The organism is Streptomyces sp. NPDC043746 (genome assembly GCF_056436485.1).
On sequence record NZ_JBWKCM010000009.1, the window covers coordinates 209,576 to 231,769 of the forward strand.

General features: G+C 73.6%; 15 protein-coding genes. 10 read left to right on the forward strand and 5 right to left on the reverse strand.

Annotation, left to right across the window (positions count from 1 at the left end):
* Positions 1-6 precede the first annotated feature (6 nt).
* Complete coding sequence (mug, locus tag AC0682_RS13230; protein WP_478532809.1) at positions 7-549, forward strand: G/U mismatch-specific DNA glycosylase; 543 nt, start codon at positions 7-9, stop codon at positions 547-549.
* 48 nt (positions 550-597) lie between these two features.
* Here the strand turns inward: mug and AC0682_RS13235 are convergent, their stop codons facing one another.
* Entirely contained in the window at positions 598-1,035 is a 438-nt protein-coding gene (locus tag AC0682_RS13235; RefSeq protein ID WP_478532810.1) for a hypothetical protein, read from the reverse strand.
* 390 nt (positions 1,036-1,425) lie between these two features.
* Here AC0682_RS13235 and AC0682_RS13240 point away from each other — a divergent pair, with 390 nt between their 5' ends.
* Positions 1,426-2,583: an ROK family transcriptional regulator gene (locus AC0682_RS13240; protein ID WP_478532811.1), complete on the forward strand. Its 1,158-nt coding sequence runs from the start codon at positions 1,426-1,428 to the stop codon at positions 2,581-2,583.
* Between the two features lie 215 nt (positions 2,584-2,798).
* On the opposite strand, the gene AC0682_RS13245 is transcribed toward AC0682_RS13240, so the two are convergent.
* Positions 2,799-3,563, reverse strand: a complete 765-nt coding sequence (locus AC0682_RS13245) for a GntR family transcriptional regulator (protein ID WP_478532812.1) — start codon at positions 3,561-3,563, stop codon at positions 2,799-2,801.
* Positions 3,564-4,111: 548 nt separating this feature from the next.
* On the opposite strand from AC0682_RS13245, the gene AC0682_RS13250 reads away from it, so the two are divergent.
* The 5 genes from AC0682_RS13250 to AC0682_RS13270 all read left to right on the forward strand — a co-directional run bounded on the left by AC0682_RS13250 (position 4,112) and on the right by AC0682_RS13270 (position 12,480).
* Positions 4,112-4,942 (forward strand): alpha/beta fold hydrolase, encoded by an 831-nt coding sequence (locus AC0682_RS13250; RefSeq protein WP_478532813.1) that lies wholly within the window; start codon positions 4,112-4,114, stop codon positions 4,940-4,942.
* A 231-nt stretch (positions 4,943-5,173) separates the two neighbouring features.
* Positions 5,174-6,766: an alkaline phosphatase D family protein gene (locus tag AC0682_RS13255; RefSeq protein ID WP_478532814.1), complete on the forward strand. Its 1,593-nt coding sequence runs from the start codon at positions 5,174-5,176 to the stop codon at positions 6,764-6,766.
* 108 nt (positions 6,767-6,874) lie between these two features.
* Positions 6,875-8,251 carry an SWIM zinc finger family protein gene (locus tag AC0682_RS13260; RefSeq protein ID WP_478532815.1) on the forward strand — a complete coding sequence of 459 codons (1,377 nt, stop codon included), beginning with the start codon at positions 6,875-6,877 and terminating at the stop codon, positions 8,249-8,251.
* Positions 8,248-10,947 carry a DUF7824 domain-containing protein gene (locus AC0682_RS13265; protein WP_478532816.1) on the forward strand — a complete coding sequence of 900 codons (2,700 nt, stop codon included), beginning with the start codon at positions 8,248-8,250 and terminating at the stop codon, positions 10,945-10,947. Before AC0682_RS13260 ends, AC0682_RS13265 begins: the two co-directional genes overlap by 4 nt.
* 135 nt (positions 10,948-11,082) lie before the next feature.
* Positions 11,083-12,480 carry a GNAT family N-acetyltransferase gene (locus tag AC0682_RS13270; protein WP_478532817.1) on the forward strand — a complete coding sequence of 466 codons (1,398 nt, stop codon included), beginning with the start codon at positions 11,083-11,085 and terminating at the stop codon, positions 12,478-12,480.
* Here the strand turns inward: AC0682_RS13270 and AC0682_RS13275 are convergent.
* Positions 12,401-13,627, reverse strand: coding sequence for a trans-sulfuration enzyme family protein (locus tag AC0682_RS13275; RefSeq protein ID WP_478532819.1), 1,227 nt, complete (start codon positions 13,625-13,627; stop codon positions 12,401-12,403). The two genes, AC0682_RS13270 and AC0682_RS13275, sit on opposite strands and share 80 nt — an antisense overlap.
* Before the next feature lie 59 nt (positions 13,628-13,686).
* Here AC0682_RS13275 and AC0682_RS13280 point away from each other — a divergent pair, with 59 nt between their 5' ends.
* From AC0682_RS13280 to AC0682_RS13290, 3 genes are all read left to right on the forward strand, one after another.
* Positions 13,687-14,175 carry an Lrp/AsnC family transcriptional regulator gene (locus tag AC0682_RS13280; RefSeq protein WP_478532820.1) on the forward strand — a complete coding sequence of 163 codons (489 nt, stop codon included), beginning with the start codon at positions 13,687-13,689 and terminating at the stop codon, positions 14,173-14,175.
* Between the two features lie 115 nt (positions 14,176-14,290).
* Positions 14,291-15,979, forward strand: a complete 1,689-nt coding sequence (locus tag AC0682_RS13285) for a DUF885 domain-containing protein (RefSeq protein ID WP_478532822.1) — start codon at positions 14,291-14,293, stop codon at positions 15,977-15,979.
* A 226-nt stretch (positions 15,980-16,205) separates the two neighbouring features.
* Positions 16,206-17,711 (forward strand): endonuclease/exonuclease/phosphatase family protein, encoded by a 1,506-nt coding sequence (locus AC0682_RS13290; RefSeq protein WP_478532823.1) that lies wholly within the window; start codon positions 16,206-16,208, stop codon positions 17,709-17,711.
* 84 nt (positions 17,712-17,795) lie between these two features.
* On the opposite strand, the gene AC0682_RS13295 is transcribed toward AC0682_RS13290, so the two are convergent.
* Both AC0682_RS13295 and AC0682_RS13300 read right to left on the reverse strand, forming a co-directional pair.
* Complete coding sequence (locus AC0682_RS13295) at positions 17,796-20,813, reverse strand: AAA family ATPase (RefSeq protein WP_478532824.1); 3,018 nt, start codon at positions 20,811-20,813, stop codon at positions 17,796-17,798.
* Positions 20,810-21,979: an exonuclease SbcCD subunit D gene (locus tag AC0682_RS13300; protein WP_478532825.1), complete on the reverse strand. Its 1,170-nt coding sequence runs from the start codon at positions 21,977-21,979 to the stop codon at positions 20,810-20,812. The genes AC0682_RS13295 and AC0682_RS13300 overlap by 4 nt, the downstream gene beginning before the upstream one ends.
* Positions 21,980-22,194 lie beyond the last annotated feature (215 nt).

The following is a 22,194-nucleotide window of genomic DNA, read 5'->3' on the forward strand; positions in this document are numbered from 1 at the left end:
CACCGGATGACGCCCGAGGAGCTGAACGCCGCCCGCGACCGCACCGTTCCGGATGTGGCCGCGGGCGGTCTCCGGGTGCTCTTCTGCGGGATCAATCCGAGCCTGTCGACCGCCGCGACGGGCCATCACTTCGCCCACCCCGGCAACCGCTTCTGGCCGGTCCTCCACCGCTCGGGCTTCACACCGCGCAGGCTGCTCCCCTCGGACCAGGCCGAACTGCTGCCGCTCGGCCTCGGCATCACCAATGTGGTGGCCCGTGCGACGGCACGGGCGGACGAGGTGGGCGCCGAGGAGTTCCGCCAGGGCGGGGTCGCCCTCACCGAGCGGGTCGAGCGCCTGGCGCCTGCGTGGCTCGCGGTCGTCGGCATCACCGCGTACCGCACGGCCTTCGGGGAGCCGCGGGCCCGGATCGGCCGCCAGGAACGCACGATCGGCGGGGCGCGGGTGTGGGCCCTGCCCAACCCCAGTGGGCTCAACGCCCATTGGACGATCGAGACGATGGCCGAGGAGTACGCCCGGCTGCGTGAGGCGGCCTCGGAGGCGGCGTAGATCCCTTCCGGCCTCCGCCTCCCGCCCCGGGTCGAAGCGCTCTCCCCGTCAGGGCGGATCGACGACCGTCACCAGCACCGTCAGTTCGCAGCCCGGCCCCCCGTCCTCCAGGACCAGCCCGACCGCGATCCACCGCTCCTCCACCCGCCACAGGCGGAGGAACTCGCATCCCGCCACCGGATCCGCCCAGGGGTCCGCTATCACTTCGCCCGCCGTCATCCGCTCCTGGGCACTCCACAGGCTCATCACCTGCGGCTCGCCCCAGCGGGCGGCGAGGAGGGCGAGCAGTGCGTCGTGCTCCGCCAGGCACTGCGCCCGGTGTTCGGGGGCGGCCGACTCGTCGTCGCCCCACGGTGCGTGGTCGGCGCGCAGAAACGCCGTGTGGTAGCCGGGTCCGCTGACCCCCCACACCGAGGGCGTGCGCTCCGGGGGGAAGCCCCTGGCGCACATCCCGTCGATGAGGCGGAGATGGTGTGCGGTCGTCATGACGTCAGTAAACCGTCCGCCACCGACAGAGGGAGGTGCGGGTGTGCGGTGAACCGGTCGCGTCCCGCTGCCGTGGCCGAGGATGGAGGGGCGGCGGAACCGACGGGGCGGCGACGGAGGTGCTCCGGTTGGCGGCCCGGAAGGCTGTCGGGCGCGGGGATCACGCCGCGCCGACCGTCGATATCGAGACAGCGGGCCCCATGTCGGTTCGCTTCCGGCGGAGTTGGGGATCAGGGCCGTACGCGAGCGGTCGGGGCGGTGGACGCGTCCGGTCCATGGCTCCGGGAGGACGCAGGTTGCGGCTCGATACCGGCTTGCGGTGCTGCTCGCAGGGCCTACGAGCAGCGAGTACGATCCGGCAGACATGCGCAAGAGCTGGGAGGACGCACCGTGAGCCGGCTGACCGGGGGAGATCCGTCGCTGCTGCGGCGGATCAATTCAGCGGTGGTACTGCACGCCCTGCGAGGTGCCGGCTCACCGACGCTGACGGACCTGACCCGGATCACGGGTCTGTCCCGGCCGACGGTGGAAGGCGTGGTCGAGGGGCTGTTCGAGGCCGGTCTGGTGGTCGAGGCCCAGCCCGACGAGAGCGAGGCGCGGCGCCAGGGCCGGCCTGCCCGCCGATTCCGCTTCCGCGCCGAGGCAGGACATCTGCTGGGCGTCGAGATCGGCCCGCACCGGGTCTCGGCCCTTCTGTCGGGGCTGGACGGCCGGGTGACCGGGGCGGGTTCCCGTACGGTGTCGGAGACCGCCGACGCGGACGAGCGGCTCGACCAGGTGAGGGCCGTGATCGCGGATCTCCTGCGCCGCACCGGGGTGGCCCGGAGCAGTCTGCGGGCCGTCGGCGTCGGCAGCCCGGGCATCGTGGAGGCCGACGGGACCGTGCGGCTGGGGACGGCGCTGCCGGGGTGGACGGGGCTCCCTCTCGGGGAGCGGCTACGGCGTTCGTTCCGCTGCCCGGTCCTCGTGGAGAACGACGCCAACGCCGCCGCCGTCGCCGAGCACTGGAAGGGCGCGGCCACCGAGTCCGACGACGTCGTGTTCGTCCTGGCGGGGCTGAGCCCGGGGGCGGGTTCGCTGATCGGCGGGCGGCTCCACCGGGGGTTCGGCGGGGCGGCCGGGGAGATCGGCGCGCTGCACCTGCTGGGCCGGGACGTGACGCCGGAGCATCTGCTGTCGACCACGGGGACCCCGCTGGAGCCACTGGACGAGCAGGCGGTGGCCGTGGTGTTCGCCAAGGCCCGGCAGGGCGACGCGGAGGCGCAGGCGGCCGTCGAGCGGTTCCTCCAGCGGCTGGTGCACGACGTGGCGGCGCTGGCGCTGGCGCTCGACCCGGAGCTGGTGGTGGTCGGGGGCTGGGCCGCCGGTCTGGACGGCGTGCTGGAGCCGCTGCGCCGGGAGCTGGCCCGCTACTGCCTGCGCCCGCCGCAGGTGACGTTGTCCCTGCTCGGTGAGGCCGCCGTCGCGACCGGAGCCCTGCGGCTGGCGCTGGACCACGTTGAGGAGCAGTTGTTCGCCGTGGAGGGCGCGGTGACGACTCGGCGCTGAGGGGCGGACGCCGCAGGGGCCGGGGACGCGGGTCGGCCGGACGCCCTGACGGCGCCCCGGGCGGGAGACACAGACCACCGACGAAGGCACACAGCGGCCGGGGAACGCGCCGAGAGGCGGCCCGGCCGGTTTCCCGGCGGACCGCCATCGGGTGAAGCGCGTGGGCCGGTGGACACCCGGAGTGAGTCGTCTGTCCGGCGTCGACGGGCCCGGTGTCAGGAAGCCCGGCGCTGCTGCCCGTCGTGGCTGATCTCCAGCGCACCGGAGTCCCCGAAGGTGAGCCGGCAGGTGTCCGCCCGGTAGGTGGCGACGGAGACGGCCGCCGTGCCGCCCGAGGCGAAGTAGCGGGTGGTGACCACGAGGACGGGGGCGCCGGGGAGCCGGTCCAGCTCCTTGGCGTCGTCCGCGCGCGCCGATCCCAGCTCCACGGAACGGTCCTGGCCCTCCACGCCCAGCCGGTGCAGCTCGCGCAGCACGGCGCGGGCGCGCACAGCACCGGAGGGCGCGTCGATCGCGGAGAGGTCGGGGACCGAGGAAGCGGGCACGTAGAGCAGTTCGGCCGCCACCGCCTGGCCGTGGGTGTCGCGGATGCGCCGCACCACGTGGACGGGGTCGGTGCCGGTGCCGAGCATGGCGGCGACCGCGCTCGGGGCCGCCTCGCTGACGCAGTCGACCGGCTGCCAGGCCTCGTCGGCCACTCCGCCCCCCCACTCGTGCTGGGAGGTGGAGACGGCCACGCCGACGCGCGGCGGAGCCACCGTCGTACCGACGCCTCGGCGGCGCTGCAGCCGGCCTTCGAGTTCGAGCTGCTCCAGAGCCTGGCGGAGCGTGGCGCGCGCGACTCCGAACCGTGCCGCGAGTTCCCGCTCGTTGGGCAGGATCTCACCTACCGCGAAGTCCGAGTCGAGCGCCTCACTGAGCACGGTCTTGAGGTGCCAGTACTTCGGCTCCGGTACCGATTCGAGCTGCGTGGTCCCCACCACTGTCCTCCGCAATCGCCCAGCGACTTCCACGACGCTATTTATGAAAGGTTCCTGTCTTAAGTGGAGACCCTAGGGCGGCACACCCCCTTGGTCAAGACCAATCCTTATTCCGTAACGGAACGAAACGGGACTTTGGCGCAGAGCGTTCACAAGACGTTCGCGGGGCCGTGAGCCGCGCGCGACATGAAGCTGCACCACCGGGGTGACGGCGGGGCCGCGGGCGGTCGACCGCGGAGCGGGCCCAGCCGGATTCCTCTTGGCCGGAAAGTGCGCACGACTGGAGAACGGCTGGAGAGCGAACAGCACGGACAGGCCAGAGAATTTGTCCGCATTGCGAATGATATAGATGCATTGAATGCCGCCGCCTCGGGCATCGAGCCGGCGAAACCCGTCCGGCTTCCCTCCCCGCGGGGTCGGCGCCCACCGGCCCAACCCCGTCGACGCACCCGACGGCATCCAGGGGAATCGCCCCAGCCCTTGAACTCCAAGCTACCGGGCGGTAATTGTTGTTGACGCGATGTCTACCCACTTCAGGGAGCAGCTCCATGGCCACCACGGTCTCCTTCACCGTCGATACGGCGCACGGCCCCCGTCCGGTCTCGGTGGGGTACGAACGGGCAGGTGCGGGAGAGCCACTGGTGCTGCTCCACGGCATCGGCCACCACCACCAGGCCTGGGAGCCGGTGACGCGGATCCTGGCCGCCGAGCGGGAGGTGATAGCCGTCGACCTGCCCGGCTTCGGCGCCTCCCCGGGCCTGCCGGAAGGAGTCCCGTACAGCCTGGAGACGGTTCCAGCGATCTTCGGGGCCCTCTTCGCGGCGTTGGGCCTGGACCGCCCGCATGTGGCCGGCAACTCCCTCGGAGGCCTGTTCGCCCTGGAGTTGGGGCGCACGGAGCTGGTCCGCTCGGTGACCGCCCTCTCCCCCGCGGGCTTCTGGAACGAGCCGGAGCGCCGTTACGCCTTCAGCACCCTGCGGGCGATGCGCCGGGCCGCGCTGGCCCTGCCGGTGCCGGCGATCGAGCGGCTCTCGCGCAGCGCGGCCGGACGGACGGCGCTGACCAGCACCATCTACGCCCGGCCCGGCCGCCGTTCACCCGAGGCCGTCGTGGCCGAGACCCTGGCCCTGCGGGGCGCGACCGGCTTCCACCAGACGCTGGCGGCCGGCGGCAACGTCCTGTTCACCGACGATGTGAAGGGCGTCCCCGTCACCGTCGCCTGGGGCACCCGCGACCGCATCCTGCTGCGTCGGCAGGGGATCCGCGCCAAGCGCGTGATCCCGGACGCCCGGCTGGTGCGGCTGCCCGGCTGCGGGCACGTCCCCATGAACGACGACCCGGCCCTGGTGGCCCGCGTCATCCTCGACACCAGCCGCTGAGGGGGCGGGCGCGTTCCGGTGGCTCGGGGACGGATGCCCGTGGTCCGGGGCGGGTTTCCGGGGGCTGCGGGTCCTCTGTCGGGCCCCGTTCACCTGGGGTTGGGGCAGTGGCTTCCGCTGGCCACTAGGCATGGACGTGGAGACCGGCACCGGCCCTGCGGAGAACCGCGGGGGTGCACCGGCCCGGGTGTCCGCCTGCCCCTTCCGCCCACCGCCCTGGAGGTTGCCCCGATGCCGCACCGTCCGCGTATCCCCTCGCCCGGCCGCCGTACCGTTCTGCGCGGCTCGCTGCTCGTCCCCGTGGCGGCGGCCCTGCCCGCGGCCCTCGGCGCGGCTCCCGCCCTGGCGCTGGCGGGACGGCCGGAGGCGGCGTGGGGGGTGCAGGTGGGGAGCGTCACCGCCTCCTCGGCGCTGGTGTGGGTGCGTTCCGACCGGCCCGCCCGGATGCTGGTGGAGACCTCCGCGACCGAGTCCTTTCGCCGGACCCGGCGCTGGTACGGGCCGCTGGTCGGCCCGGGGACGGACTTCACCGCCACCACTGCCCTGTACGGCCTTCCGGCGGGCGAGCAGGTGCACTACCGGGTCACCCTGGCCGACCCGTACGACCCCCGCCGTACCGGAAAACCGGTGTACGGAACGTTCCGTACCGCTCCGGACCGGCGGCGCGACGGGGTGCGCTTCCTGTGGTCCGGGGACATCGCGGGGCAGGGCTGGGGCATCAACCCGGACATCGGCGGCTACCGGGTCTACGAGGAGATGCGCCGCCTCGACCCGGACTTCTTCCTGTGCAGCGGTGACACCGTCTACGCGGACGGGCCGCTCCAGCCGAGCGTGACCCTGCCCGACGGCCGGATCTGGCGCAACGTCATGACCGAGGAGAAGGCCAAGGTCGCGGAGACGCTGGACGAGTACCGGGGGAACTTCCGCTACAACCTGCTCGACCGGAACGTGCGCCGCTTCAACGCCCAGGTCCCCTCCGTCGTCCAGTGGGACGACCACGAGGTGCGCAACAACTGGTACCCGGGCCAGATCCTCGACGATCCGCGCTACACCGAGAAGAACATCGACCTCCTCGCCGCCCGCTCCGCGCGCGCCTTCCAGGAGTACTTCCCGGTCTCGGCGCCGCACGGCCCGTTCGGCTCCTCCGGGCGGCCGTCCCGGATGTACCGCACCGTCCACCACGGGCCGCTGCTGGACGTGTTCGTGCTCGACATGCGCTCGCACCGCAACCGGAACTCCCCCAACCGGCAGGCCGACGACACCACCGGCATCCTCGGGGCCGAGCAGCTGCGGTGGCTGAAACGCTCCCTTGCCGCGTCCCGTGCGGTGTGGAAGGTGATCGCGGCCGACATGCCGCTCGGTCTGGTGGTCCCGGACGGGGCGACGGACTTCGAGGCGGTGGCCCAGGGCGATCCGGGTGCCCCACTCGGCCGTGAGCTCCAGATCGCCGAGTTGCTGCGGTTCATCAAGCACCGCAGGATCACCGGCACGCTGTGGCTGACGGCCGACGTGCACTACACCTCGGCGCAGCACTACGCCCCCGAGCGGGCCGCGTTCAAGGACTTCGCGCCGTTCTGGGAGTTCGTCTCCGGTCCGCTGGCCGCAGGGGGGTTTCCGGCCAACGCGCTGGACGGCACGTTCGGGCCCGACCGGGTCTTCGTCCGGGCGCCGGACCGGGCCAATGTGTCGCCGATGGAGTCGCCGCAGTTCTTCGGGGAGGTCGAGATCGACGGCGACAGCGCGGAGCTGACGGTGCGTCTGAGGGCGGAGGGCGGCGGGGTGCTGTTCACCAAGGTGCTGCGGCCGGGGCGCGTCGGCCAGTGAGGGTGTGCGTCCGGCCCGGGCCCGTGGAGAGCCCCGGAGTGCGCCTCTGGCCTGCACGGACGGCTGCGCCAGGGGCCGTTGTCAGTGGCGGGTCCTACCGTTTCCTCCATGACCCGATCCGTTCAGGCCTTGGCCTACGCACGCCCGTCCGCCCTGGAGTCCTCGCAGGTCGGGGTCTCCCTGGGACTGGAGACCGCGGGCGGTCTCACCCCGCGCGGGGCACAGGCGCATCCTCGGTTCTTCGCCGGATTCCTCTCCGCCCCGCGGATAGCCGCCCGTGGACTGCTGGCGGTGGCCGATGTGGCCGCCGCCCGCTACTACCGGCGCACCCTGGCCTCCTCCCTCGACCCGGTGGTGACGGGGAACGGGGACCGGCTCCGCTTCGAGTCGTTCTCCGGCTGCTGCGGGGTGTACGCCCGCCTCGATGTGCTCCAGGAAGGGCTGGAGGGCGAGCGGACGGGCCACGGCACGACCAATGTGGACGTCAACAATCCGCTCCGGGACGCCCTGTCGCGGATCACGGCGGACGACCCGCTGCATCTGCGGGTGGGCCCCGAGGAGCTGGCGGTCACGACGGTGGACGGGCCGCTGGTGGAGAAGAAGGTGCCGCTGCCGGACCGGTGGCTGCGGGGGTTCGCGGAGGCGCAGGTGGCCTCGGCCGGGTTCGGTCTGCGGGCCGAGCTGTCGGCGGCGCGGGCGGTGGCGTTCCTGCGCTCGCTGCCCCGCCGTTCGGGGAACGCGGCGCGGGGCGCCCGGTGGGTGGTGGCCGCCGGCTCCGCCCTGCGGCCGACGACCCGGCCGGTGCCGGGCGCGGTCTGCCTGCCGGGGCCGGAGCGGCTGGTGGCCCTGGAGCGGGTGCTGCGCCATGCGACGGCCCTGCGGGTGTACGGGCCTCCGGTCGTCGACGGGGCCCCGGTGGCGAGCGCCTGGGAGGTGGTGCTGCCGGGGATGCGGCTCACGCTGACGCTGTCGCCGGACGCGGCGCGCGGGTTCTCGGGTGAGGGCGGTGTCCTGGAGGCGCTGGCCACGGACGAGGCGGCGGCCGACGCCGAGCTGGTCTCCGTGCTCCTCGCGTGGGAGCCCACGATCGAACCGGCCTCGCTGGCCGGGCAGTCGGGCCTGAGCGTCGAGCGGGTACGGGCCGCGCTCGCCCGGCTCGGTACGGCGGGCCGGGTCGGCTACGACCTGGCGGACGCGGCGTACTTCCACCGTGAGCTGCCCTACGACGCGGACCGGGCCGAGCGGCACAACCCGCGGCTGGTGGCGGCCCGTGCGCTGGCCGGTGCGGGGGCGGTCTCGCTGGACGGCCCGGTGGCGTCCGTGGCCTCGGGCAACCGGCGGTACCAGGTGCGCGAGAGCGACGGAAGACTCACCTGTACCTGTCAGTGGTGGGCGGACTACCGGGGGAAGCGGGGCCCCTGCAAGCACGCCCTGGCCGTGACGATGGTCCGGCGCGGGGCGACGGTCGCCGGGGGTGTGCGATGAACGACCTGCTGACCGCTGTCCGCGCGGGAGCGCACCGCGAGGTCCCCGCCCTGGTGCTCGGGCTGGACCGGGCCGGGCGCAAGGCGGCGCTGGCCGAGCTGAAGGAGCTGCGCAAGGAGGTCCGGGGCTGGGATTGGCAGCGCCAGGACAGGATCCGCAAGGCGCTCCATGTGGCCGGGGCCGGGTGCCAGAGGGGGGCGGCGGGCTGCGCGGCCTGGATCGGCGGCCGGGATCTGCGCAGCTGGTCCCGGTCTCCGTACCCGCTGATCCTCGCGGCGCTGGGGGACCGTGATCCGGCCTGGCTCGGTGACCTCGCCCGGCGGCTGGCGGCGAAGTCGCTGAACTCCGAGGCGGAGTTCACGTTCATCAGCGAGCTGGCCCGGATGGCCGGCAGCCCGATCCCGGTGACGGACAGTCTCGTCGAGGGCTGGGTGGAGCGGATCAGCACGGCGCGGTGGCGCGGCAGATCCGGCCGGGCACCGCTCATCGGCATCCTCCGCTCCGACCCGCATGTCGCGGTGCTCGCGCCCCGGCTGTTCGAGATGGCGGAGCTTCCGGCGCAGGTCGGCTGGTACGAGACGGCGGACTCGACGGACCACTGGCCGGGCGCGCTCCGCACCCTGGCCGAGGAGGGGGTGCTCGACCGGTCGCAGCTCGCCGAGCGGTGCGTGACCCGCCTGGTACGCGGGGGCAAGACGGGTGACCAGCGGTTCTTCCTCGCGGTGCTCCAGCAGTCGGGCATCACCCAGGACGAGGAGCGGGAGCACCTCCGCGACTGGCTGGGGATGGCGGCGGACGGCACCTCGGTGGTCGCCGCCCATGCCCAGGACGTGCTGACGCGGCTGGACGCCCGGGGCGAGCTGTCCACCCGGGACCTGGCGGAGGCCTCGGGTGCGGTGCTCTTCCGCCGGGAGAAGAAGCTGGTGCGCGGCCAGTTGATCCTGCTGGGCAGGGTGCTGAGCCGGGACGCGTCCACGGCGGGTGAGCTGCTGCCGGTGGTCGCGGAGGCCTTCGGGAACGAGGACGTCGCGCTTCAGGAACGGGCCCTCAAGCTGATCGCACGCCATCTTCCGGCCGGCGACGCCGCGCTGCGGGAGGAGCTGCGCTTCGCGGCCCGGCAGTTGGGGCCGGTCCACCGGGAGGCGGTCACCGCGCTGTTCGGGGCGGTGGGCGAGGAGGACGCGGCGGAGGGGCCGTACGAGGAGCTGCTGCCGCCCGTGCCGGAGCCGGTCCGGCTCGATCCGGCGCCGGGGAGCGTGGCGGAGCTGGTCGAGGAGGTGGCGGCCCAGCTGAAGTCGCGCTCCTGGCAGGGGTCCACGCCGGGGGCCCTGGCCGCCACGTCCGGGATCTCCGCCTTCGAGCGCACCCTGGACGGCCTCGTCCGGCTGGCCCGCACCGACCGGGCCGGGCTGACGGAGGCGTTGCGCGAAGCCCTGGCCGGGACGAGGTACGCCGAGCACGGCATCGACCACCGGCCGGAACCGGCGTACATGACGACGGACCACGCACTCGCCCTGGTGGTGGGCTCGCTCCTGGGCCGGGTGTCGTACCAGGCCGTGATCGAGGGGACGGGCCGCTGGACCGGCACCGGCACGTGTGCCCACGCGGCGCTGAACGGGGTGCTGCTCGCCCGCGCCTGGGAGGCGGCCGGCGACGTGGCGACCGACCGGGTCCCCTTCCTGCTCGCCACCCCCACCTGGCACACCGGATCGCTGGACCCGGCGGAGCTGGTCGAGCGGCTGCGGACGTATCGGCGGCTCGGGATCGCCCCGGGGCCCGCCGACTTCTCCCAGGCCCTGCTGCGGGTGCGCCGGAGCGGCGCGGAGGAGGCCGCCGAGGCCGCCTCGACGCTCGGCACACCGGAGGGCGACCGGCTGGCCGCGTGGATACGGGCCGATGAGCCGCTGGCTCCCGTCCTGCGCCACGGGCTGACCAGCGACCGCCCCTCGGCGGGCAACTGGTGGCAGCGGTCGGCGTCCGGTGTGCGGCACGTGCTGCTCGCCACCGGGGAACGGCCGCTGGTCCAGAGGGAGTTCCCGCGCTCCTTCCACTGGCTGGGCCGCCCTCACGTGTCCCACTCCCGGAACTGCTACCACTGGGGTGCGGACCAGTGCCCGCACTGGACCGCCACGCTGCCCGAGGACGGGGAGACCCTGGCGGCCTGGCTGATGCCCGATCTGCTGCACACCGCCGACGAGGGACCCAAGGGTGGGGCCTGGTGCCTGCCGCGGCTGGTGGAGGCGGGCGGCGAGGCCGGTGCCGCCCTGCACCTCGCCGTGGCGTACGGGCTGGGCGCACGCCACCCCGAGGACCGGACAGCCGCCGTGGACGCGCTCCTCGTGCTGGCGGCCCAGGGGCGGCTGGACACCGTACTCCTCGGCCGGGAGCTGGGGGTCCTCGTGGACCACGATCTGGTCAAGGTCAACCGGCTGGCCGACTCCGCCCGGACGGCCGCCGCCACCGGGGCGTACCGGACCGTGCTCGGCGTGCTGGCCCGGGTGCTGCCCACCCTGCTGGCGTACCAGAAGGTGCCCCGCGGCATCGGTGACCTGCTGGCCGTGGCGGCGGAGTGCGCCGAGCGCTGCGGTACGGAGGGGATCGAGCCGATCGCCGGGCTGGCCGCGACAGCCGGGCGCAAGGGGTCCTCGCAGACCGTCCGGCAGGCCGTCCGCCTGGCGAAGACCTTCAAGGAGTGATGACCTTCAAGAGGCGATGACCTCAAGGAGTGCAGAATACGGCCGAAAACCGACGATAGGCGATCAGATCCACACTTAACCCATCAGTCACAAGGTGTTCGTGATCAGGCAACACCAGGCGTTCACAGTAAGGATATGACTGATGTGACGGATGCGATGACCACCCTGTTCGGGCACCGGCCCGACGGAAGCCACCTGCTCCTGGCCGCCCTGATCCTGGCGTCGACCGTGGCCCTGGTGGCCATGGCCGCGTTCCACACCTGGAGGGCCAGGCGCCACAGCAACGATCCCCCGCCCAAGGATCCGGGCAGCTCCGATCCGACGCCGGACGGGGCCACCGGTTCGGCGGACGGCGCCGAGGCCGGGGGCGGGACCGGCCGCGGGGAGACCGTGCTGTGGCGGATGCGGACGACCGTGCGGGACGCCCCGGGCAGTCTGGCCGCGCTGTGCCTGGTGATCGCCCGGTTGCGTATCGACATCCTGACGCTCCAGACCCACCCGCTGGCACAGGGAACGGTCGACGAGTTCCTGTTGCGGGCGCCCGCCTCGCTCCCGTCGCAGGAGCTGACCCGGCAGATCGAGGCGGCGGGCGGCACGGCCACCTGGATCGAGCGGGCCGACACCCACGATCTGGTCGACACCCCGACCCGGGTGCTCTCCCTGGCCACCCGCACGGCGCTCGACGCGGCGGAACTGCCACTGGCCCTACGCCAGTTGCTCGGTCGCTGCACCATCCACTCGCTGCCCGCCGTCTCCGTCACCGGCCGCCCGACCGGGCAGAGCGCCCCGGTCGAAGGGGTGCTGGAGGAGACCGTGATGCGGCTGCGCGACCCGTCCGGCGGGGTCATCTCCGTCGAGCGCCCCTATCTGCCGTTCACCCCGACCGAGTTCGCCCGGGCCCGCGCCCTGGTGGAGCTCGATGCCCGGCTCGGGCCGCGGGTGCCCCGGAGCGCCGACATCCTCACACTCCCCGAGGGCAACGAGATCACCGTGCGCCGCGCGGACCGCAGCGACCTCGCCGCGGCCCGCGCCATGCACGACCGGTGCTCCCCGGACACCCTGGGGCTGCGCTACCACGGCCCGGTGGGCGACGCCGACCGCTATCTCAACCACCTGCTGAGCCCGCGGTTCGGCCGCACCCTGGCGGTCCAGACCGCCTCCGGCAAGCTGGTGGCGCTGGGCCACCTGCTCTGGGACGGCGACGAGACCGAGGTGGCCCTCCTCGTCGAGGACGACTGGCAGCGCCGGGGCATCGGATCGGAGCTGCTCGCCCGGCTGGTGCAGCTCGCGAGGGAGGCGGGCTGCGACAGCGTGTACGCCGTCACCCAGTCCCGCAACACCGGCATGGTCGCCGCGATGCGCGCCCTGGGGCTGCCCCTCGACTACCAGATCGAGGAGGGCACCCTCGTGATCACCGCACGGCTGAGCACCAGTGCGGCACAACCGGCGGGCGCTACGACCGAACAGGCTGCCCGACCGGTGGACGAGCGGACTGTCCGGCCGTCCGGGCCTGCGGAAGGGGCCCGTCGCTGAGCGCCTGACACAGGTCGGCCCACAGGTCCTCGACGTCCTCGAGCCCCACCGACATCCGCAGCAGCCGGTCACCGACCCCGGCCGCCTGCCGGTCGCCCTCGTCCACGATGCGGTGGCTGATGGAGGCCGGGTGCTGGATCAGGGAGTCCACACTGCCCAGGCTGACGGCGGGCGTGATGAGCCGGACGCCCGCGATCACGGCGTGCGGGTCCCCGTACACCTCGAAGGAGACCATCGCCCCGCCGATCTCCGGGTAGTGCACCCTGGCGATCCGCGGGTCGGCGGTCAGCCGACGGGAGAGTTCGGCGGCGCTGGCGGACGCGGCCCGGACGCGTACCGGAAGGGTGGACAGCCCCCGCAGCAGCAGATATCCGGCCAGCGGGTGCAGCACTCCGCCGGTGGCGAACCGCACCTGGCGCAGCGTGGCGGCGAACTCCTCGTCGCAGGCGACGACCCCGCCCATCACATCGCCGTGGCCGCCCAGGTACTTGGTGGCGCTGTGCAGGACGATCCGGGCGCCGTGTTCGACGGGCCGCTGGAGTACGGGGGTGGCGAAGGTGTTGTCGACGAGCAGCGGCACGGAGCCGCAGGAGTGGGCGACGGCCCGGATGTCGATCTCGGCGAGGGTGGGGTTGGCCGGGGTCTCGACCATGACCAGGCCGGTGTCCGGGCGGATCGCCTCCGCGATGCCCGCCGGGTCGGTCCAGGTCACCTCGGTGCCGAGCAGTCCGGCACCCAGCAGGTGGTCGCTGCACCCGTAGAGGGGCCGGACCGCGACGACATGGCGCAGCCCCACGCTCGCGCGGGCCAGCAGGACGGCGGTGAGGGCCGCCATGCCGCTGGCGAACGCGACGGCGCTGTCGGTCCCCTCCAACCGGGCGAGCGCGGTTTCGAAGCGGCCGGTGGTCGGGTTGTCCAGCCGCGCGTAGACGGGCGGGCCGTCCGGGCGGGCGCCCGTGGTGGCGAAGGCGTCGATGCGCTCGGCCTCGGCCCGCGAGTCGTAGGAGGGGTAGGTGGTGGACAGGTCGAGCGGAGGGGCGTGCAGGCCGAGGGAGGCGAGGTCGTCGCGTCCGGCGTGCACGGCTTCGGTGGCCAGCGCCCTGGTCGGGGTGGGGGCAGGGGGCGTCATCGAGACTTCGTTGTCCATGACAACAGCCTGAACAGTTACCGGCTCGTAGGGGAGAAAGGCCGTGCTACGTTCGCCATATGGCTGATTCTGTCGCTCTGGATCCGGTGGATCTGCATATTCTGCGACTGCTACAGAACGACGCACGGACCACCTACCGGGAGCTGGCGGCCGAGGTCGGGGTGGCCGCCTCGACCTGTCTGGACCGGGTGACCCGGCTGCGCCGCTCCGGGGTCATCCTCGGTGATCAGCTGCGGCTGGACCCGGCGAAGCTCGGCCGGGGCCTGCAGGCGCTGCTCCTGGTGCAGGTCCGGCCGCACCGCCGGGAGCTGATCGGCCCGTTCGTCGAGCGGGTCCGGGCGCTGCCGGAGTCACGGGCGCTCTTCCACCTGACCGGGCCGGACGACTACCTGGTGCAGGTGGCGGTGGCTGACACGGCGGATCTGCAGCGGCTGGTGCTGGACGAGTTCACCTCGCACCGGGAGGTGGCCCGGGTGGAGACCCGGCTGATCTTCCAGCAGTGGGAGTGCGGCCCCCTGCTGCCACCGGGGGGCTCGGCCCGCCCGTGACCGGGCCCCGGGCCCGGATGGTGATCGTCCGGTGAGTGGGGTCCGTGATCGTCTTTCGGACGTGGCCCCCGTATCGGTGGTGACGGGGAGGGGCCCGCCGTTGGAGGATGTCCGCATGTCAGAGACTTCGAGCAGTGCGCTGCCCCGTCAGATCGCCGACGCCTACGTCGACGCCCTCATCGAACTCGACCCCATCACCGGCACCTATCTGGGGGTCCCGGAGAGCTCGCGCCGCCTGCCCGATCTCTCACCGGCGGGCCAGAGCGCGTCCGCCGATCTCATCCGCGCCACGCTGCTGAAGCTGGACGACGCGGAGCGGCTGCCGGGCGCCGACAGCGACGAGGAGCGCCGCTGCGCGCGGCTCCTGCGGGAGCGGCTGACGGCGGAACTCGCGGTGCACGAGGCGGAGGAGGGCCTGCGGGCCGTCTCCAACCTGCACTCGCCCGCCCACAGCCTCGTCCAGGTCTTCACGCTCACGCCCACCGCGACGGAGGAGGACTGGGCCGCGGTCCTGGAACGGCTGGGCGCCGTCCCGGCCGCCGTCGAGGGGTACCGTGCCTCGCTCGGCCTCGGCCTGGAGCGCAAGCTGTACGCCGGACCCCGCGCGACCGCCACCTTCGTCGGGCAGCTCACGGAGTGGAGCGGCGGGGGCGAGAGCGCGGCGTTCTTCGCGGACCTCGTCGCACCTGCCCCGGAGGCGCTGCGTCCGCGGCTGACCGAGGCGGCCCGGCTCGCGACCCAGTCCCTCGCCGCCCTGCGCGACTGGGTCCGTGACGTCTACGCCCCGGCGATCGAGGGCGCCCCCGACACCGTGGGCCGCGAGCGCTACGCCCGCTGGTCGCGCTACTACAACGGTACGGATCTCGATCTCGACGAGGCCTACGCGTACGGGTGGTCGGAGTACCACCGCCTGCTGGCCGAGATGCGGACCGAGGCCGCGAAGATCCTTCCCGGCGCGAGCCCCTGGGAGGCGCTCGCCCACCTCGATGTGCACGGCAAGCACATCGAAGGGGTGGACGAGGTACGCGAGTGGCTCCAGGGCCTGATGGACGAGGCGATCGAGAAGCTGGACGGCACCCACTTCGACCTGGCCGAGCGGGTCCGGAAGGTGGAGTCCCACATCGCCCCGCCGGGCGGCGCGGCGGCCCCGTACTACACGGGCCCCTCCGAGGACTTCTCGCGCCCCGGCCGCACCTGGCTGCCCACCATGGGCGAGACCCGTTTCCCCGTGTACGACCTGGTCTCGACCTGGTACCACGAGGGCGTGCCCGGCCATCACCTCCAGATCGCGCAGTGGACGCACGTCGCGGACAGCCTCTCGCGCTACCAGGCGTCGGTCGGCATGGTCAGCGCCAACGCGGAAGGCTGGGCACTCTACGCGGAGCGGCTCATGGACGAGCTGGGCTTCCTCTCCGACGCGGAGCGGCGCCTGGGCTATCTGGACGCGCAGATGATGCGGGCCTGCCGGGTCATCGTGGACATCGGCATGCACCTGGAGCTGGAGATCCCGGCGGACTCGCCGTTCCACCCGGGCGAGCGCTGGACGCCCGCCCTGGCGCAGGAGTTCTTCGGCAACCACAGCGGGCGGCCGGCGGACTTCGTGGAGAGCGAGCTGACCCGCTACCTCTCGATGCCGGGCCAGGCCATCGGCTACAAGCTGGGCGAACGCGCCTGGCTGCTGGGCCGGGAGAACGCACGGGCCGCGCACGGCGACGCGTTCGACCTCAAGTCCTGGCACATGGCGGCGCTTTCGCAGGGTTCGCTGGGCCTGGACGACCTGGTGGACGAGCTGTCCCGGCTCTGACCCGGCCCGGCGCCCCGGCCGGCCCGCTTCCTCCGAGCGGATGCCCACAGGGGCACCGGGCCCGGAGAGAGGAGCCGCGGCAACCACGGTCGGCGGTGCCGACCGGCGCGGTGGGAGGGTAGAGGGCGCGCTGCTCGTCGCCACGGGCGTCGTCCGCCCCTCCTCCGCGCGCCCTGCCGGGGAAGTAATATACGCGGTTTGAACTCTTCCCTATCGAGGCGGATGAATGAGACAGGCGATAAGCCGCTTTACCGTGCTGCTTTCCGTGCTGTTCACGGTGATGGCGATGTCCACCGTGCAGTCGCACGCGGCGGAGGCACGCCCGGTGCCCGTCACCGCGAGCGACAAGTACGCCCTCAGGGCCGTGAGCAACGGCCTCTACGTATCGACGGAGGTCAACACCGGCGGCGCCCGGCAGGCCATGCTCCGGGCCCGCGCGGCCGCCCCGACCCACCGGGATCTGGGCTCCTGGGAGAAGTTCACGCTGCACACCGGTGACAAGGGGTGGACCACCACCCTCCGTTCGGAGGCGAACGGGAACTACGTCACGACCGAGCGGAACTACACCGGCAGCCACGAGAATCTACTCCGGGCCCGCGGCACTAGCGTCGGCGAGTGGGAGAAGCTTCAGCTCGAGAAGCAGCCGGACAACACGTACGCCATCAAGGCCTGGACGAACAACGGCTACAAGTACGTGACCGCCGAGGTGCAGGACGCCGGAAGCGACAACGGTCTGCTGCGGGCACGGGCGGACGCGGTGGGGTCCTGGCAGAAGTTCGAGCTCGTCTTCCTCGGTGAGGAGAACGCGAGCGACGAGGGCGGGCGCCCCGCTCCCGCGTCTCCCGCCCCGGCGGCGGACTTCCGTGTGATGTCGTGGAACGTCTGCGCCAACAACAACAGCGGGTGCCGCAATCACCTGGTGGGAGGCCCCTCCCTGGGCGCCCAGGTCACCGCCCGGATGGGCAATCAGGCGTCGGAGTACCGTGCCGTGTTCCTCCAGGAACTCTGCGAGTCGCACGCCAAGGAGATCGAGAAGGCCTTGGAGGTCACCACGGGCACCGGATGGGACGTGCGCTTCGCCCCCATCAAATACACCGTCGACGGGTCCTCCGTGAAGGCCGCCAAGTCGTGTGACAGGGCCGGATCGGCCGCATCCGGCTGGCAGGACCGGGGCGCCTACGGCGTCGCCCTGGCCCTGCCCGACTCCAACGTCTGGTACACCTCGTACGATCTGCCCTCGCCGCAGAACCGGACCATCGGCAGCACCTGGGTGCGCATGGAGCAGCGGACCGCCCTGTGTGCCGTTCTCCCGGCCCAGGCCCTGCAGTTCTGCACGTCCCACTTCAGCGCCGGCATCACCAACGACGACCCTGACGGAACGAAGCGCAAGGAGCAGGCCGCGAAGCTCCAGGAGATCGTCCGCTCGTACACCCCGGCCGGATACCGGACCGTGTACGGCGGCGACTTCAACGCCACCCCCCCGGACTCCGCCTCGGAGGAGGACAAACCCAAGGACGTCCTGACGGCCGCCTATCTGGCGGACACGGAGTGCGACGAGGGGCGGTGGAGCGCACGGCCACATGACGGCCGGGCAACGAAGCCGCTGAGCAACCGCAGCATCAAGATCGACTACCTGTTCGCGCCGTCCTCCGCGACCGTCGAGTCGTGCGACGTGCCGACCGACACGGGGCCGTCGGACCACTATCCGATCAAGGGGCGCTTCCGCTTCTGAGCCGACCCGGAGCCTGGCCCTCAGCCGGACCGCCATGACATTGGCGGTCCGGCCTGCCCGGCACGGCACAGCGCCGTGCCGGGCTCACAGCCGGTGGTGGACCGTCGAGCCGTGCCGCTCCTTGACCACTTCGAGCCGGGCGGGGATGCGGCGGCGGAGATCCGCCACGTGGCTGACGATCCCGACGCTGCGGTCCCGCTCCCGCAGCGAGTCCAGCACGTCGAGCACCTCGTCCAGGGTCTGGTCGTCCAGGCTGCCGAAGCCCTCGTCGATGAAGAGGGTGTCCAGGCGCACGCCGCCCGCCTCCTCGGTGACGACATCCGCGAGCCCGAGCGCCAGGGCCAGCGAGGCGAAGAACGTCTCGCCGCCGGAGAGCGTGGCCGTGTCCCGTTCGCTGCCGGTCCAGGCGTCCACGACATGGAGTCCGAGCCCGGCCCGGCGGCCGCCCGTGCGGGCGTCGGAGTGGACGAGGGTGTAGCGGCCCGCGGACATCCGCTGCAACCGGGCGGTGGCCGCGGCCGCCACCTGCTCCAGGCGGGCGGCGAGGACGTACGCCTCCAGGCGCATCTTGCGCTCGTTGTCGGCCGAGGTCCCGGCGGTCAGTCCGGCGAGCCGGGCGACCCGCTCGTACTCCTCGCGCACCGGTCCCAGCCGCCGTACCTCTTCCGCGACTCGCCTGGAGAGCCGGTCGAGTTCGGCGCAGCGCTCGCGGGCGGTCGCGTGGGCCGACGCGGCCTCGCGCAGCAGCCACTCCGCCGTGTCGTGGGCGCTCGACGCCTCCGCGGGCCGGGCGGGCGGGCGTTCGGCGGCCTCGCGCGCGTCCTGCTCGGCACGGCGGTCCGCGACGGCCGCCGCCTCCGCCTGCCAGGCGTCGATGCGGTGCTGGAGGTCGCGCTGGGCGGCCGCGTCGAGGAGCGTGGCGGCAGCGGCCTGCGGGGTGTCGAACCCGGCCCTGAACGCCGCGTCGGAGAGCCGGTCGTCGGCCTCCTTCCGGCGCAGGGCCGCGTCCTGTTCGGCGCGTACGGCCTCGGCGGCGCCCGCGAGGAGCGCCACCCGGCGGGTGAGCCGTTCGGCGTGCGCGGCGACGGACGCCGACTCGCCCCGGGCGGCGGCGATCTGCTCCGCCAGCCGGGCCTGATCACTGTCGAGCGCCTCACGCGCGGCGGTACGGGCGGCGATCCGCTCGCCGGCCTCCTGGCGCTGCTCCAGCCGCCCGGCGTGCTCGCGCTCGGCGGCGGTGAGGGCCTCCCGTGCGGGGTTCGTCGCGGCGGCGAGGCGGTGGGCCTCGGCGTGTTCGTCGGTCAACCGGTGGACGAGGGTGCGGAGTTCGGTCACGGTGGGCGCCTCTGCCTCGGAGGCGGGCTCGTCGCCCAGCGCCTCCGTCTCCGCCGCCGCGTACCGTTCGCGTACGAGACCGAGCTGCTGTTCCGTCCGGGCGCGGGTCTCCTCGGCGGACCGCTGGGCGGCGAGGGCCTGCTCCTCCGTGGCCCGGTCCACATGGCCGTCGCCGGGGCTGGCGGGGGCCGGGTGTTCGGCCGAGCCGCAGACCGTGCAGGGCTCACCGGCGACCAGACCGGCGGCCAGCTCGGCGGCGATGCCCCGTAGTCGGCGCTCCTTCAGTTCGAGCCAGAACTCACGCGCGGCCAGGGCCTGTTCGTGTGCGGCGGTGAGCTGCCGCTCGGCCTGCCGCACGTCGGAGGCGAGGGCGTCACGGCGGCGAGCGGCGTCCAGTCGGCGGCGGGCCGGGGCGAGGAGTCCGGCGAGCTGTTCGGCGCGGGTGGCGGCCTCCTGGGCCTCGTCGATGCGCGCCTTCAGGGCCGTACGGGTGGTGTCCCAGTCGGCCAGCCACGCGTCCGCGTCCCGGATCAGCTCCTCGTCGGCCCGCGCCTCCCGGTCGAGCAGGTCGCGCTCCTCGTCGATCCGCGCACTGCGCTCCTCGGCCGCGCGGGCCGCTTCGAGCGCGTACAGCTCCTGCTGGAACCGCCGCTCCAGCTCGGCCAGTTGGTCGACGCCCGCGTCGGTGAGCTCCGGGGGCAGCAGCGCCCGGGCCCGGTCGAGGCGCTCGCTCGCGGCCCGGTAGGCCCGCTCGGCCTCCTCGCGCAGCTCCAGCGCCGGGGCCACCCGGTCCGCCCTGCGGGCGCGCTCCAACCGCTCCTGGCAGGCGTCGTGTTCGGGGCGCCGCGCCTCCAACTCCTCGGCGCGCCGCCGGGTCTCGGCGTACCGCTGCTGGAGGCGGGCCAGTTCACGTTCGGCCTCCAGGGCGCGGGCGGCGGCGAGTCGGCGGCCCTCGGCGGCCGCGACCACCGCACCGGCGATGTCGAGCCGTTCCCGGGCGGCGCTGCGGGCGAGGGCGGCCCACTCCAGGACCGCTTCGGCCAGGCCCGGTTCGCCCGCCCGGACGGTGGGCTGCGGGGCCTCGGCGGCCGCCGGGCCGCCCGCCTGGGCGATGCGCTGGGCGAGAGCGAGGATCTCCTCGTCGCCCGCCTTCACCCGAGCCTCGGCCCCCCGGCGCAGCTCCGCGAGGCGTTCCTCCACGGCGGCGAACCGGCGGGTGTCGAAGAGCCGGCCGAGCAGCTTGCCGCGCGCCTCGGCGTCGGCGCGCAGGAAGCGGGCGAAGTCGCCCTGGGGCAACAGCACGACCTGGCAGAACTGGTCCCGGCTCATCCCGATGAGCTGGGCCAGCTCCTCACCGATCTCCTGGTGGGACTTGCTGAGCGCCTTCCAGCCGCCCTCGGGGTCGCGCTCGCGCAGCCGGCTCTGGGCCTTCTCCTGGGTGAAGCCGTCGCCGCGCCTCTTGGGCCGGGGCTGGGCGGGGCTGCGGGTGACTTCGAGGCGCCGGCCACCGACCGTCAGCTCCAGCTGCACCTCGGTGGGCAGGCCGGCGGGGGCGTGGTCGCTGCGCAGGGTGGCGCCGGGGCTCTGGCGGGCGCCGGGGACGGCTCCGTACAGCGCGTAGCAGACGGCGTCCAGGACGGAGGTCTTCCCTGCGCCGGTCGGGCCGTGGAGCAGGAAGAGCCCGGCGGAGGAGAGGGCGTCGAAGTCGACTTCCTGGGTGGCGCCGAAGGGGCCGAAGGCGGTGAGGGTGAGGCGGTGCAGTCTCATCGGGACACCTCGCGGACGCTCTCGTCCACCCGTACGTCGTCGAACGCGGCGCGCAGCACGGTGCGTTCGGGGTCGCTGGGGCCGCTGCCGCCGCGCACGTGGGCCACGAAGTCCTCCGCGATCTGGTGGTCGTCGCGGCCCCGGAGGCGCTGGGCGTAGGAGGCGAGGGGGTCCTCGGGGGGCCGCTCGGGGTCGAAGACCAGGTTGAGGGTGTGCGGGAAGCGGGCGGCGAGGCGGGCCATGGGGTCGGCGGGGCGGACCGGGTCGGTGAGGGTGGCCTCGACCCAGGCGTGCTCGTGGCGGTCCAGGGCCGGGTCTTCCAGGAGGGCGTCGAGACGGCCGCGGAGCCGGGCGAGGGGGCGGTCGACCGGGCAGTCGACGCGCTCGTCGGCGGTGATGGCGCCGCTGCCGTCCAGCTCGATCAGCCACATGGTCTTGCGGTGGTCGGCCTCGGAGAAGGAGTACGCGAGCGGGGAGCCGGAGTAGCGGACGCGTTCGGTGACCCGCTGGGAGCCGTGGAGGTGGCCGAGGGCGACGTAGTCGACGCCGTCGAAGACCCCGGCCGGGACGGCGGCGACCCCGCCGACGGTGATGTCGCGTTCGCTGTCGCTGGGTTCGCCGCCCGCCACGAAGGCGTGGGCGAGGACGACGGAGCGGGTGGTGGCGGGGCGGGCGGCGAGGTCGGCGCGGACCCTGTCCATGGCGGCGGTGAGGACGGCCTCGTGCCCGGCCCTGGCGGCACGGAGGGTGTCCTTGACCAGGGCCGGTTCCAGGTAGGGGAGGCCGTAGAGCGCGACGTCGCCGTGGTCGTCGGTGAGGACGACGGGGGTGGCGCAGCCCTCGGGGTCGGTACGGAGGTGGATGCCGGAACGTTCGAAGAGGCCCGCGCCGACACCGAGCCGACGGGCCGAGTCGTGGTTCCCGGAGATCATGACGGTCGGGACACCGGCGGCGGCGAGCCGGTGCAGCGCCCGGTCGAAGAGTTCGACGGCGGCGAGTGGCGGGACGGCCCGGTCGTAGACGTCGCCCGAGACGAGGACGGCGTCCACCTCGCGGGCCTCGGCGGTGGCCACCAGATGGTCCAGGAAGGCGGCCTGGGCGTCCAGCAGGGGGACGCGGTGGAAGGACCGGCCCAGGTGCCAGTCGGAGGTGTGCAGCAGCCTCACGTGATCGCTCCGGTGGTGCGGGGCGTGCGCCGCGTCTGCCGGGGCGCTCTGCGCCGTGTGTACGCGGCTCCGCGCCCTGTGCGCTGCATGTGTACGTCGTCCTCCACCCCGTGGGCCGCGCCGGGCGGCCCGTGATCCCGCGACCGGCTCGGACCACGCTAACGCCGCCGGGCCGCCGATCCCGCATCGATCGGGAATTCGCCGCCCGTGGGATT